We start from the raw sequence: 14,636 nt of genomic DNA on the forward strand, positions 1-14,636 counted from the left end.
TACAGCGCCGATGGTACTGCAGGGGGGACCCTGTGGGAGAGTAGGACACCGCCGAACAAATTTTGAAAGGGTTGGGCCCTGAACTTCGGTTCAGGGCCCAACCCTTTTTTATTTTGCGTAACTTGAAGTTCACGTTGCGCCCCGAGCATCCCAGCATGGGTACTGCTGCAATGCTCAGGGCCGCCGGCGTCGGAGTCGGCGACGAGGTCATCGTGCCGGCCTTCGGGAACGTCGAGGTCGCCGAGGCCGTGACACTGGCCGGTGCGCTTCCGGTGTTCGCCGACATAGATCCGCTGACCTACTGCCTCGACGTCACCGCGGTGGAAGCGGCCGTAACCGCCCGTTCCGCGGCGGTGGTTGTCGTCCACCGCTTTGGACGGTGGGCCGATGTCAGGCACTTGCGTGAGCTGGGGAAACGGCACGGACTTCTGGTGCTGGAGCAGGGCGAGTCGGAGGCTCCGTACGACGAGATCGCGCAGCGCCGGGAGCGGGCCGCGTACCTCGACACGAAGCTGCGCGGTGTCTGGACGCCCGACGGTGGTGACGGGCACACGTACCAGCAGTACGTCGTGCGGGTGCCGGGCAACGGCCGGCCGGACCGGGACGCCTTCGCGCGGGCCCTGCGGGGCAAGGGAGTTGACTGCCGGGTGCCGGTGAAGACGCCGGTGCACCGACTGCCGGAATTCCGGCGTTGTGTCTCGCTGCCGCAGACGGAGGCCGCCGCGGACGAGACGCTGGCGCTGCCCGTGGACGCCGCGTTGACGAAGCGGGAGATGCAGCGGATCGTGTCCGCCTGCAATGCCCTCGGCGGACTGCTTCAGTCCGCCTTCTGAACGAGTTTGGGAACTCGGGCCTGATCGGGGTATGATCTATTCCGTTGCCGGGGGAAACCCCGAAAAGGCAACAGGCCCCTATAGCTCAGTCGGCAGAGCGTCTCCATGGTAAGGAGAAGGTCAACGGTTCGATTCCGTTTGGGGGCTCCAGCCAAAAGGCCCCGCCCGTAAGGGCGGGGCCTTTTTCATGCCCTCTTTCGCTGTGCCTCTCAGTCCTTCTGGAGGCCGGGGACCCGCATCGCCAGGATGGCCATGTCGTCCGACGGGGCGTCCGACGCGAAGCGCTCCACCGCGCGCATGATGCGTGCGGCGACCGCGCCCGCCGTCAGACCCGTACAGGTCGTCAGAACGTCCGCGAGACCGTCGTCGCCGAGCATGCGGGTGCCCTCCCGGCGCTCCGTCACGCCGTCCGTGACGCAGAGGAGGACATCGCCCGGGTCGAGGGTGACCGTCTGCTCGTACAACTCCAGGTCCTCGATGACACCCAGCAGGGGTTGCGGTTCGGCGGCCGCCTCCACGGTGCCGTCCTGGCGCAGTCGGAGCGGCAGCGGGTGGCCGGCGCAGACCACCTTCATCTCGGCGCTGCCGTCCTCCTGGAGGCGCATCTCGCCATAGAGAAGGGTCAGGAAGCGGCTGCGGGCTCCCTCGTCCAGGATGGCCGAGTTGAGGCGCTCCAGGACGGCCGGGCCGCTGAGGCCCTCGCGAGCCAGGAGGCGCAGTGCGTGCCGGGCGAGGCCGGTGACGGCGGCCGCGTTCGGGCCGGTACCGCAGACGTCGCCGATGGCGAAGCCGTACGCGTCGTCGGAGATCGGGAAGACGTCGTAGAAGTCGCCGCCGACCTCGTTGCCCTCGCCGGCCGCGCGGTAGATGACCTCGACCTCCATGCCCTCGATGTGCGGGGTGCCCGGGGGCAGGAGGCTGCGCTGGAGAGCCTGGCTGATGGCCGTGCGCTCCGAGTACAGGCGGGCGTTGTCCAGGGCCAGGGCGGCCCGGCGGGAGAGGTCCTCGGCCAGTTCGAGGATCTCCTGGCGGAAGTGCTCGTCGGTGGGCTTGCCGAGGGTGAGCATGCCGATGACGCGGTTGCGGGCGACCAGCGGGAGGACCACCGTCTCGCCGCCCACGGCCGAGGCCGTGGCGAGTGTCGGGCCGATGCCGGAGGAGACCTGGCGGGTGGGGCCGCCGGCCAGGCCGAGGCTGCGCATGGAACTGCGCAGGGCGGCCTGGTGGGCGTGTGCGCCGGGGGCCGTCCAGACCCGGGCACCGGGCGTGGGTACCGGGTCCGGCGGGGGCACCTTGGAGAGCAGCGACTTGATGCCGTCGATGAGTTCCTCGTCCTCGTGCAGGACGTACGACAGGTAGGGCTCGGAGGCCTGGTCGGCGATGGTGTAGACCGCGCACCAGGTGGCGAGGGTCGGGACCGTCATCTGGGCCATCAGGGCGAGGGTCTGGTCGCGGTCCAGGGTGCCGGCGAGCAGGTCGGAGGCCTCGACGAGGAAGCTGAGCGAGCCGCGGCGCAGCCGTTCCAGCTCGCCCAGGCGGGCGGACTCGACGGCCAGGGCGATGCGGTCGGCGGCGAACTGGAGGCGCAGTGCCTCCTCGTTGGAGTACCGGCCCGATGCCTCGGCCGCGACGCCCAGGGAGCCGGTGAGGCGGCCCTCGACCTTCAGCGGGACCGTGACGACCGAACGCATGCCGGTCCCGGCCAGGAGGGGCACGGCGCCCGGAACGGCCGCCAGATCGTCGTGTACGGCCGGCATGCGGGCCGAGCCGTAGCGGCCGGGGCCGGCTTCCACGGGCACGCGCGCGAAGCGCTGGCGGGCGGAGGGGAGCCCGGTGGAGGCGCGGACCTCCAACTCGGTCTCGTCGTCGGTGGCGAGGAGCAGGAACGCGGAGTCGCCGTCGAGCATGTCGCGGGCGCGTTCGACCGTGCGCTGCAGGAGGCCGTCGAGGTCGTCCGGGGCCGGGGAACCGATGAACACCTCGAAGGGGTCGCTGCTCTGGCCGTCGGAGGCGCCCCCGGCGTCGGAGGCGGGGACGCGCAACGGGGTCTGGAGGACGGCCCGTTCGTGGTCGCGTACGAGCAGGCAGACCGTGGAGGGCTCGCCGCCGGTGTCCCGGACCCGCAGGTGCGAGGCGTAGACGGGGGTCACCCGGCCGTCGGCGCCGCGGATGCCGTAGCTGCCCTCCCAGCGGGAGAGTTGGAGGGCCTCGGCGATGCCGGTGCCGGTGCCGGGGGTGTGCGGCCAGGCGGCGAGGTCGGTGAGCGGTTTGCCGGTGACCGCGGCGGCGGTGTGGCCGAAGATCTCCTCGGCGTCCTCGTTCCAGGCGGAGACGGAGCCCTTGCGGTCGATCTGGACGACCGCGACGCGGACCCGGCCGTCGGCGAGCGGCAGCAGGTCGGCGGGGAGGGACGGTCCGGCGGCGCGGGTGCCCACCGGGCGCTCGGGCAGATCGAGCTGGAACCAGACATTCTTGTACGTGGACGTGTATTCGACACCCCAGCGGGTGGCGAGTGCCGCACAGAGCTGGAGTCCGCGGCCGCCCTCGCGGTCGGGGCTGCCCATGTTGACGGCGGAGCCCTGGAGCGGGACCTCGCGTTCCGGGTAGCGGTCGGAGACCTCGATGCGCACTCCGTCGTCCGCGCGCAGGCAGAGCACGTCGGCGTGGGTGCCTGCGTGCACCACCGCGTTGGTCACCAGTTCGCTGGTGAGGACCACGGCGTCGTCGACGATGTCCGCGAAGCCCCAGCCCTGGAGGGTGTCGCGGACGAAGGACCGGGCGGTCGCGACCGATCGCCCGACGGGCTCGAAGCTGGCGGCCGCGCGCGCGGTGATCACTGAACTCCTCGACCGGGTCTCGACATGCGGGCTTCCCTGGCCGGCCGGCTGGTGCCGCTGCTGCGGCATGCGCTCGCCTGTGGGCCGTGGCTCCGGGTTGTGTCCCCCGGGGATCACTCCGGTGGTCATGGTCTGCGGCCGCCCCTCCGAATGCCCGCTCGTTCTTGTGCCACCGCCCAGGCCGGACGGACCGGTGCGGCTGGACAGCCGCATGCAAGGTTACTTACCTTCGCCGTCCGAGCGGATGCCGGTCGCCGGTGTTTACGCCCCCAGGGTGTGCGGACGATGTGCGAAGCTGCCGAACTGTTATGGCCTGGTTCGGCCGGGGTGAAACACTGGGCAGGCTTCTGACGAAGGTCCGGTCGGCCCGAGTGCGTTCCGTGTTCGGCGGGCAGCAGCCCCTGGTGTGGCCGGATCTCGTCTGGCAGTGATACGCAGCAGTAACTGGTACGCGGAAGTAAGCGGTACGCCGAGTATGGCGGTGTCCGAGGACAAGCGGTAACGGTCGACCCCTGCGGGAGGGACACAGTGGAGTCTGGCGCAGCGGCGCGGGGCACGAAGGCGCGTGCGAAGGGCGGGCCGTCCCTGAGCAGGCAGCGGGGCGGTGACGGGACCACCGCGGTGGACACGGCTTCGCTGAACCGGCTGCTGGCGGCTCTCACGTCGATGAGGGACGGCAACTTCCGCAAGCGGCTCCCGGTGTCCGGGGACGGCGTGATGTCGGAGATCGCGGCGGTCTTCAACGAGGTCGCCGACCGCAATCTCCACCTCACGGGTGAGCTGTCACGGGTACGGCGTGTCGTGGGACGTGAGGGAAAGCTCACGGAGCGGCTGGAGACGGGTGCCTGTGAGGGTTCGTGGGCGACCGCCATCGACAACTCCAACGCCCTTGTCGACGACCTGGTCCGGCCGGTCTCCGAGGTGGGCCGGGTCCTGACGGCGGTGGCCGAGGGCGATCTGTCGCCGCGCATGGAGCTGCGGTCGCCGTCGCCGGACGGTGCCGGGCATCCGCTGCGAGGTGAGTTCCTGAAGGTCGGCCGGACCGTCAACAACCTGGTCGACCAGTTGTCGACGTTCACCGACGAGGTCACGCGCGTGGCCAGTGAGGTGGGCACCGAGGGCAAGCTGGGCGGGCAGGCCCGGGTGCGTGGTATGTCCGGTTCGTGGCGGGACCTCACGGACTCGGTGAACACGATGGCGTACCGGTTGACGGCGCAGGTGCGTGACATCGCACTGGTGACGACGGCGGTCGCGAAGGGTGATCTGTCCCGGAAGGTCACGGTTCAGGTCGCCGGTGAGATGCTGGAGTTGAAGGAAACCGTCAACACGATGGTGGACCAGCTCTCGGCGTTCTCCTCCGAGGTGACCCGGGTCGCCCGTGAGGTGGGCACGGACGGCATCCTGGGCGGTCAGGCGAACGTGCCGGGGGTCGCCGGTACGTGGAAGGAGCTCACCGACTCCGTCAACACGATGGCCGGGAACCTGACGGCCCAGGTGCGCGGGATCTCCGAGGTGACCACCGCGGTCGCCAACGGTGACCTGTCCCGGAAGGTGACCGTCCCGGCGCGCGGGGAGGTCGCGCAGCTCGCCGAGACGATCAACCAGATGACCGAGACGCTGCGGATCTTCGCGGACGAGGTCACGCGTGTGGCCAACGAGGTCGGCGGCGAGGGGCGGCTCGGCGGCCAGGCGAACGTGCCGGGCGCGGCGGGTACCTGGAAGGACCTGACGGACTCGGTCAACACGGTCTTCCGGAACCTGACCACCCAGGTGCGGGACATCGCCGCCGTGACGACGGCGGTCGCCAACGGTGACCTGTCGCAGAAGGTCACGGTCGACGTGGCCGGCGAGATGCTGGAACTGAAGAACACCGTCAACGGCATGGTCGACCAACTGTCGTCGTTCGGTGCCGAGGTGACCCGGGTGGCCCGGGAGATCGGTGTCGAGGGCGAGCTGGGCGGTCAGGCGCAGGTGGCCGGAGCCGCCGGTACCTGGAAGGACCTGACCGACTCCGTCAACACCGCGTTCCGCAACCTCACCGGCCAGGTCCGCAACATCGCCCAGGTGACGACGGCGGTGGCCAACGGTGATCTGTCGCAGAAGGTCACGGTGGACGTCTCCGGCGAGATGCTGAAGCTGAAGAACACCGTGAACACGATGGTGGACCAGCTCTCCAGCTTCGCCGACCAGGTGACGCGGATGGCCAGGGACGTGGGTACCGAGGGCCGGCTGGGCGGTCAGGCGCGGGTGGACGGCGTCTCGGGCACCTGGAAGGAGCTGACCGACTCCGTCAACTTCATGGCCGGCAACCTGACCTCGCAGGTACGGCAGATCGCCCAGGTGACGACGGCGGTGGCACGGGGCGATCTGTCCCAGAAGATCGACGTCGACGCCCGTGGCGAGATTCTCGAACTGAAGAACACCATCAACACGATGGTCGATCAGCTCTCCGCCTTCGCCGACCAGGTCACCAAGGTGGCCCGTGAGGTGGGTACGGAGGGCCGGCTGGGCGGTCAGGCGCAGGTGCCCGGTGTGGCCGGCGTGTGGCGGGACCTGACGGACTCCGTGAACGGCATGGCCGGCAACCTGACGGCCCAGGTGCGCAACATCGCGCAGGTCGCCACCGCGGTGGCGCGCGGTGACCTCTCGCAGAAGATCACCGTGGACGCGCGCGGTGAGATCCAGGAGCTGAAGAACACCCTGAACACGATGGTCGACCAGCTGTCGTCGTTCGCCCAGGAGGTCACGCGCGTGGCGCGCGAGGTGGGTACCGAGGGCATCCTCGGCGGCCAGGCCGAGGTGCAGGGGGTCGCGGGCACCTGGAAGGACCTCACCCAGTCGGTGAACTTCATGGCGAACAACCTGACCATCCAGGTGCGCAACATCGCCGAGGTCACGACCGCGGTCGCCAAGGGCGACCTGTCGAAGAAGATCACCGTGGACGCGAAGGGCGAGATCCTCGAACTCGTCACGACGGTCAACACGATGGTCGACCAGCTGTCCAGTTTCGCCGAGCAGGTGACCCGGGTGGCCCGTGAGGTGGGTACCGAGGGCATCCTGGGCGGTCAGGCGCACGTTCCGGGTATCACGGGTATCTGGAAGGACCTCAGCAACAACGTGAACCTGATGGCCAACAACCTGACCACGCAGGTGCGGAACATCTCCCAGGTGTCGGCGGCGGTCGCGAACGGCGACCTGACCCGGCAGGTCACCATCGAGGCGAGCGGCGAGGTGGCCCAGCTCGCCGACACCATCAACACGATGGTGAAGACCCTGAGTTCGTTCGCCGACCAGGTCACCAAGGTGGCCCGTGAGGTGGGCACGGACGGCATCCTGGGGGGTCAGGCACACGTACCGGGTGTGGCGGGGACGTGGAAGGACCTCACCGAGTCGGTGAACCAGATGGCGTCCAACCTGACCGGCCAGGTCCGCAACATCGCGATGGTCACCACGGCCATCGCGAAGGGCGACCTGACCAAGAAGATCGACATCGACGCCCGCGGCGAGATCCTCGAACTCAAGACGACGATCAACACGATGGTCGACCAGCTGTCCAGCTTCGCCGAGGAGGTCACCCGGGTGGCCCGTGAGGTGGGCACCGAGGGGGCGCTGGGCGGGCAGGCGCGGGTGCGTGACGTCGACGGCACCTGGCGGGACCTCACCGAGTCCGTGAACGAGATGGCCGGGAACCTGACCCGGCAGGTGCGTGCCATCGCGCGCGTGGCGACCGCGGTGACCCGCGGCGACCTGAACCTGAAGATCGACGTGGACGCGGCCGGCGAGATCCAGGAACTCCAGGACTACATCAACAAGATGATCGCCAACCTGCGCGACACCACGGTCGCCAACCAGGAGCAGGACTGGCTGAAGGGCAACCTGGCCCGTATCTCCGCGCTGATGCAGGGCCGACGTGACCTGGCGGACGTGGCCTCCCTGATCATGAGCGAGCTGACGCCGGTGGTGACCGCGCAGCACGGCGCGTTCTTCCTGGCGATGCCCCTGGTCGACGGCAAGGAGACCAACGCCGAGAACGAGGACGCGTACGAGCTGCGGATGCTCGGTTCGTACGGCTACTCGATGGGCTCCATGCCCACGTCGTTCCGGCCGGGTGAGGCGCTGATCGGGACGGCCGCGCAGGAGAAGCGCACGATCCTGGTGGAGAAGGCGCCCACCGGCTATCTGAAGATCTCCTCCGGGCTCGGGGAGGCCCCGCCCGCGCAGGTGATCGTGCTTCCGGTGCTGTTCGAGGGCAAGGTGCTCGGCGTGATCGAGCTGGCCTCCTTCACGCCGTTCACGCAGATCCAGAAGGACTTCCTCAACCAGATCGCCGAGATGATCGCGACCAGCGTCAACACCATCTCCGTCAACACCAAGACCGAGGTCCTGCTGAAGCAGTCGCAGGAGCTGACCGAGCAGCTTCAGGAGCGGTCGGCCGAGTTGGAGAACCGGCAGAAGGCCCTCCAGGCGTCCAATGCCGAACTGGAGGAGAAGGCCGAGCTGCTGGCCCAGCAGAACCGGGACATCGAGGTGAAGAACACCGAGATCGAGGAGGCCCGGCAGGTCCTGGAGGAGCGTGCCGAGCAACTCGCCGTCTCCATGCGCTACAAGAGCGAGTTCCTCGCCAACATGTCGCACGAGCTGCGCACTCCGCTGAACTCGCTGCTGATCCTGGCCAAGCTGCTCGCCGACAACGCGGAGGGCAACCTCTCGCCGAAGCAGGTGGAGTTCGCCGAGACCATCCACGGCGCGGGGTCCGACCTGCTCCAGCTGATCAACGACATCCTGGACCTGTCGAAGGTCGAGGCGGGCAAGATGGACGTCTCCCCGACGCGTATCGCGCTCGTCCAGCTGGTGGACTACGTGGAGGCCACCTTCCGGCCGCTGACCGCGGAGAAGGGCCTCGACCTGTCGGTGCGGGTCTCGCCGGAGCTGCCGGCCACCCTGCACACCGACGAGCAGCGGCTGCTCCAGGTGCTGCGCAACCTGCTGTCCAACGCGGTGAAGTTCACCGACTCCGGTTCGGTGGAGCTGGTGATCCGGCCGGCCGGCAGTGCCGTGCCGGTGGGGATCAGGGAGCAGCTCCTGGAGGCCGGTTCGCTCAGTGATCCGGACGCGCCGCTGATCGCGTTCTCGGTGACGGACACCGGCATCGGCATCGCCGCCAGCAAGATGCGGGTGATCTTCGAGGCGTTCAAGCAGGCCGACGGCACGACCAGCCGCAAGTACGGCGGTACGGGCCTCGGGCTGTCCATCTCGCGGGAGATCGCGCAGTTGCTCGGCGGTGAGATCCACGCGCAGAGCGAGCCGGGCCGCGGTTCGACGTTCACGCTGTACCTGCCGCTGCACCCGAGTGAGCTGCCGCCGCAGGGCTACCAGCAGTCCATGCCCGCGCTGGAGGCCGGTGACCTGGTGGCGTCCCAGAACCACGGCCTGGAGCTGTCCGGCGTGGAGATCGAGACGCCGGCCGAGGTGAAGTCGTACCAGGAGACGCAGAACGGCGCCGCGGCGCTCTTCCGGCGCCGGCGCCGGGGGGCTCCGGTGGCCGAGGCGTGGCCGGTGCTGGCCGAGCAGGCGGTGACGTCCCCGCAGCCGCGCCGGGGCATGCGGTTCGGCGGCGAGAAGGTGCTGATCGTCGACGACGACATCCGCAACGTGTTCGCGCTCACCAGCGTCCTGGAGCAGCACGGTCTGTCGGTGCTGTACGCCGAGAACGGCCGGGAGGGCATCGAGGTCCTGGAGCAGCACGACGACGTCGCGGTCGTGCTGATGGACATCATGATGCCGGAGATGGACGGCTATGCGACGACCAGTGCGATCCGTCGGATGCCGCAGTTCGCCGGGCTGCCGATCATCGCTCTCACCGCGAAGGCGATGAAGGGCGACCGGGAGAAGGCCATCGAGTCGGGCGCTTCCGACTACGTCACCAAGCCGGTCGACCCCGATCATCTTCTGGCGGTGATGGAGCAGTGGATGAGCGGGGAGTGACCGGAACGGTCAGATGTGATGTGAACGTTGTGGGAACGTTCCGTGTGCACGGGGAGTTGCTGACTCAGGGTGGCGGAACCCGTGTAGAAGTGCGGGATTGGGGGAACCTTCTGGTCCCCGGCTGCGTTTCTGCTACGTGCACAGTGACATCGCGGTGACAGGGTGTGGCGACAGGCGGGGTGCGGCTACCATGACCGGCACAAGGACGGGCGGCGAAAGGGAGTCGTCCCCTGGGGCGGCGCCCGGTGCACATCCGGGGCGAGGAGGGCGGGCCATGGTGCAGAAGGCCAAGATCCTCCTGGTCGATGACCGGCCGGAGAATCTGCTGGCGCTGGAGGCCATCCTCTCTGCGCTCGATCAGACACTGGTCCGGGCATCGTCCGGGGAGGAAGCGCTCAAGGCACTGCTCACGGACGACTTCGCGGTCATTCTGCTGGACGTCCAGATGCCGGGCATGGACGGATTCGAGACCGCGGCACACATCAAGCGGCGGGAGCGGACCCGGGACATCCCGATCATCTTCCTCACCGCCATCAACCACGGCCCCCACCACACCTTCCGGGGCTACGCCGCGGGCGCGGTCGACTACATCTCCAAGCCCTTCGACCCATGGGTGCTGCGCGCCAAGGTCTCGGTGTTCGTCGAGCTGTACATGAAGAACTGCCAGCTGCGCGAGCAGGCGGCGCTGCTGCGGCTCCAGTTGGAGGGCGGCGGCAAGGGCGCGGTCGCCGGCAAGGAGTCCGCGGGGCTGCTCGCCGAGCTGTCCGCCCGGCTCGCGGCCGTCGAGGAGCAGGCCGAGGCGCTCTCCAAGCAGCTCGACGACGAGTCCGCGGACGCGGCCGCGGTGGCCACGGCGGCCCACCTGGAGCGCAAACTCACCGGTCTGCGCCGGGCGCTCGACGCCCTGGAACCGGGCACGGGCGGCGCCACGCCGTCGCTTCCTTCGCAGAACTGACCGCGAGCACGGACACTGTTGCCCATGAGCCTTCGTCAGTTCTGCGCCCCGAAAAGGGCGACACGAACGGGTGAAGCTGTGGGCACACGTGTCCCTCGTCGCCTCCCCCGGTAACCTCACACCCATGGCCTCACGTCCCTCGGCAGCCAAGAAGCAGCCCGCGAAGAAGGCCGCTCCCTCGAAGGCTCCGGCGAAGAAGGCCGCCGCGAAGAACGCCCCGGCCAAGAAGGCGGCCGTCAAGAGGACCGCGGCGAAGAAGTCCGCGCCGGCGCCCAAGCCCGCGCCCAGCCCCACCGGGGGCGTCTACCGCCTGGTGCGCGCCCTCTGGCTGGGCGTCGCGCACGCCGTCGGCGCCGTCTTCCGCGGCATAGGGCAGGGAGCCAGGAACCTGGACCCGGCGCACCGCAAGGACGGCGTCGCCCTGCTGCTGCTCGCCGCCGCCCTGATCGTCGCCGCCGGTACCTGGGCCGACCTGCGCGGCCCGGTCGGCGACCTGGTCGAGATCCTCGTCACCGGCGCCTTCGGCCGTCTCGACCTGCTGGTGCCGATACTGCTCGCGATGATCGCCGTACGGTTCATGCGCCACCCCGAGCAGCAGGACGCCAACGGGCGGATCGTGATCGGCCTGTCCGCGCTGGTCATCGGGGTGCTCGGGCAGGTCCACATCGCGTGCGGCTCGCCCGCCCGCAGCGACGGCATGCAGGGCATAAGGGACGCCGGTGGCCTCATCGGCTGGGCGGCGGCGACCCCGCTGACCTACACCATGACCGAGGTCCTCGCGGTACCCCTGCTGGTGCTGCTCACGGTCTTCGGGCTGCTCGTCGTCACCGCGACCCCGGTGAACGCCGTCCCGCAGCGGCTGCGGTCGCTGGGCGTGCGCCTCGGGCTGCTGCACGACCCCGAGCCCGACGAGTACCAGGAGTACGGCGAGGACGACGAGCGCTACGACGAGCAGTGGCGCCAGGCGCTGCCCGCGCGCTCCCGCCGGCGCCCCGGCGCCCCCCAGGACTACGACCCCGACGGCGCCGAGCAGGAGGCCCTCGCCAAGCGCCGGGGCCGGCCGCGGCGCTCCGCCGTGCCGCAGCCCGAACTGGGCCGCCGGTTGGACGCCGTGGACGTCGCGGCGGCCGCCGCGGCCGCGCTCGACGGCGCCGTCCTGCACGGCATGCCGCCCTCCCCGCTCGTCGCCGACCTCACCCAGGGGGTCAGCGTCGGCGACCGCGAGGACACCATGCCGACACCCGTACCGGCCCCGAGCCCCGGCCCGAGTCCGGTGCCGGCCGCGCGGCCGAAGCAGGAGCGGCTCAAGGTCGAGCCGGTCGTCGCCGACCTCACCAAACCGGCGCCCGAGGAACCCCGCGACCTGCCGCCGCGCGCCGAGCAGCTCCAGCTCTCCGGCGACATCACCTACTCGCTGCCGTCGCTCGACCTCCTGACCCGCGGCGGCCCCGGCAAGGCGCGCAGCGAGGCCAACGACCGGGTGGTCGCCTCGCTCACCAACGTCTTCTCCGAGTTCAAGGTCGACGCCGCCGTCACCGGGTTCACCCGCGGTCCCACGGTCACCCGCTACGAGGTCGAACTCGGCCCCGCCGTGAAGGTCGAGCGGATCACCGCGCTCACCAAGAACATCGCGTACGCCGTCGCCAGCCCGGACGTGCGGATCATCAGCCCGATCCCCGGCAAGTCCGCGGTCGGCATCGAGATCCCCAACACCGACCGCGAGATGGTCAACCTCGGAGACGTGCTGCGGCTCGCCGAGTCCGCCGAGGACGACGACCCGATGCTGGTCGCCTTCGGCAAGGACGTCGAGGGCGGCTACGTCATGCACTCGCTGGCGAAGATGCCGCACATGCTCGTCGCCGGCGCCACCGGCTCCGGCAAGTCGTCCTGCATCAACTGTCTGATCACCTCGGTCATGATGCGGGCGACCCCGGAGGACGTGCGGATGGTCCTCGTGGACCCCAAGCGCGTCGAGCTGACCGCCTACGAGGGCATCCCGCACCTGATCACGCCGATCATCACCAACCCGAAGCGGGCCGCCGAGGCGCTCCAGTGGGTCGTACGCGAGATGGACCTGCGCTACGACGACCTGGCCGCGTTCGGCTACCGGCACATCGACGACTTCAACAAGGCCGTCCGCGACGGCAAGCTCAAGACGCCGGAGGGCAGTGAGCGCGAGCTCCACGCGTACCCGTATCTGCTGGTGATCGTCGACGAGCTCGCCGACCTGATGATGGTCGCCCCGCGTGACGTCGAGGACTCGATCGTCCGTATCACGCAGCTCGCGCGGGCGGCCGGCATCCACCTGGTGCTCGCCACCCAGCGCCCGTCGGTCGACGTGGTCACCGGCCTCATCAAGGCGAACGTGCCCTCCCGGCTCGCCTTCGCCACCTCCTCGCTCGCCGACAGCCGCGTCATCCTCGACCAGCCCGGCGCCGAGAAACTCATCGGCAAGGGCGACGGGCTCTTCCTGCCGATGGGGGCGAACAAGCCGACCCGTATGCAGGGCGCGTTCGTCACCGAGGAGGAGGTCGCGGCGATCGTCCAGCACTGCAAGGACCAGATGACGCCGGTCTTCCGGGACGACGTCGTGGTGGGCAGCAAGCAGAAGAAGGAGATCGACGAGGACATCGGCGACGACCTCGACCTGCTGTGCCAGGCGGCCGAGCTGGTCGTCTCCACGCAGTTCGGCTCCACGTCCATGCTCCAGCGCAAGCTGCGGGTCGGCTTCGCCAAGGCCGGCCGGCTCATGGACCTCATGGAGTCGCGCGGTGTGGTCGGGCCGAGCGAGGGGTCCAAGGCGCGCGACGTTCTGGTGAAACCCGATGAGCTGGATGGGGTGCTTGCTGTGATCCGCGGGGAGTCCGCGGGGTAGGCCTGTCTCAGGGCCACGGGCGCCGGTAGACCGGGTGGAGTCATTGTCGTGATCCACCCGTTAGGGATCGTCGGGCAACCGTTTCCCTTTGACGCACGTCAAGTTGAGCGAGAGGAAAGGTGTGTACTCCATCTTGGGGCGCACGCCTGACCCGTCATCGGCATGTCCGGCCATACCGATGGCGTACAAAGTCGTACCGCCCGGTTGCCTCACCCTTTCGCACCCCCCCTAGACTGAACCTCCAGCACAGGTGGCTACACGCTCGAAAGGCGCCCCCGTGTCCATCGGCAGCAACTCCCCTGAAGACGAGCGTCCGTTCCCAGACGTGTCCGAGGAAAACCGCCCCTCCGTAGGCCGAGCCCTCAAACAGGCCCGCATCGCCGCCGGGCTGACCGTCGACGACATCAGCGGGAGCACCCGGGTCCGTATCGCCATCGTGCACGCCATCGAGGCCGACGACTTCGCCCCCTGCGGCGGCGACGTCTACGCCCGCGGGCACATCCGGACCCTGGCCAGGGCCATCGGCCTCGACCCCGAACCGCTGCTCGCGCAGTTCGCGGCGGAGCACGGCGGTGGGCGGCCCGCGCCGACGCCCGCCGCACCGCTGTTCGAGGCGGAACGTATCCGCCCCGAGCGCCGCGGACCCAACTGGACCGCGGCCATGGTCGCCGCGATCGTCGTCGTGATCGGCTTCGTCGGCTTCACCGCCTTCAAGGGCGGCAACGGCGACGACGCGAAGCAGTCGGTCGCCGAGGGCCCCGCGCCGACGACCAGCAAGCCGGTCTCGCCGACCCCGAAGGAGAGCAAGCCCGGCAAGGCCCCCGCGCCCTCCGACAGCGCGATCGCCGCCGCGCCCCAGGACAAGGTCACCGTCCAGGTCAGCGCGGTCAACGGACGCAGCTGGATCTCGGCCAAGGACCACAACGGCCGGATGCTCTTCGACGGGCTCCTGAAGAAGGGCGACTCCAAGACCTTCCAGGACAGTTCCAAGATCAACCTGATCCTCGGCGACGCCGGTGCCATCCAGCTTTACGTCAACGGCAAGAAGATCGAGGACCAGTTCCGGCCCGGTGCGGTGGAGCGCCTGACGTACACCAAGGGCGACCCGGAAGTCGGATAATCGTTCGGATCGAGCACGTACCCAAGGGGTT

The 14,636-nt window shown here is 69.4% G+C and carries 6 protein-coding genes and 1 tRNA gene; 6 read left to right on the forward strand and 1 reads right to left on the reverse strand.

What is annotated here, in order from left to right:
* Window positions 1-170 precede the first annotated feature (170 nt).
* Together IEZ11_RS09660 and IEZ11_RS09665 are read left to right on the forward strand one after the other, a co-directional pair.
* Window positions 171-833, forward strand: coding sequence for a DegT/DnrJ/EryC1/StrS family aminotransferase (locus tag IEZ11_RS09660; protein WP_189262630.1), 663 nt, complete (start codon window positions 171-173; stop codon window positions 831-833).
* 74 nt (window positions 834-907) lie between these two features.
* Window positions 908-983, forward strand: a tRNA-Thr gene (locus IEZ11_RS09665).
* A 59-nt stretch (window positions 984-1,042) separates the two neighbouring features.
* Here the strand turns inward: IEZ11_RS09665 and IEZ11_RS09670 are convergent.
* On the reverse strand, window positions 1,043-3,799 hold the full coding sequence (locus IEZ11_RS09670; RefSeq protein WP_189262250.1) for a SpoIIE family protein phosphatase: 2,757 nt from the start codon (window positions 3,797-3,799) through the stop codon (window positions 1,043-1,045).
* 399 nt (window positions 3,800-4,198) lie between these two features.
* Between IEZ11_RS09670 and IEZ11_RS09675 the strand changes: the two genes are divergently transcribed.
* From IEZ11_RS09675 to IEZ11_RS09690, 4 genes are all read left to right on the forward strand, one after another.
* Entirely contained in the window at window positions 4,199-9,655 is a 5,457-nt protein-coding gene (locus IEZ11_RS09675) for a HAMP domain-containing protein (protein ID WP_189262251.1), read from the forward strand.
* A gap of 274 nt (window positions 9,656-9,929) precedes the next feature.
* Window positions 9,930-10,610: a response regulator gene (locus tag IEZ11_RS09680; protein WP_189262252.1), complete on the forward strand. Its 681-nt coding sequence runs from the start codon at window positions 9,930-9,932 to the stop codon at window positions 10,608-10,610.
* A gap of 124 nt (window positions 10,611-10,734) precedes the next feature.
* Window positions 10,735-13,485, forward strand: coding sequence for a DNA translocase FtsK (locus tag IEZ11_RS09685; RefSeq protein WP_189262253.1), 2,751 nt, complete (start codon window positions 10,735-10,737; stop codon window positions 13,483-13,485).
* 277 nt (window positions 13,486-13,762) lie between these two features.
* A complete protein-coding gene (locus IEZ11_RS09690; protein ID WP_189262254.1) occupies window positions 13,763-14,605 on the forward strand; it encodes a helix-turn-helix domain-containing protein in 843 nt (280 codons plus the stop codon).
* Window positions 14,606-14,636: the final 31 nt, after the last annotated feature.

Origin of the sequence: Streptomyces fuscichromogenes (genome assembly GCF_014645815.1) — a bacterium.
Lineage (GTDB): Bacteria > Actinomycetota > Actinomycetes > Streptomycetales > Streptomycetaceae > Streptomyces > Streptomyces fuscichromogenes.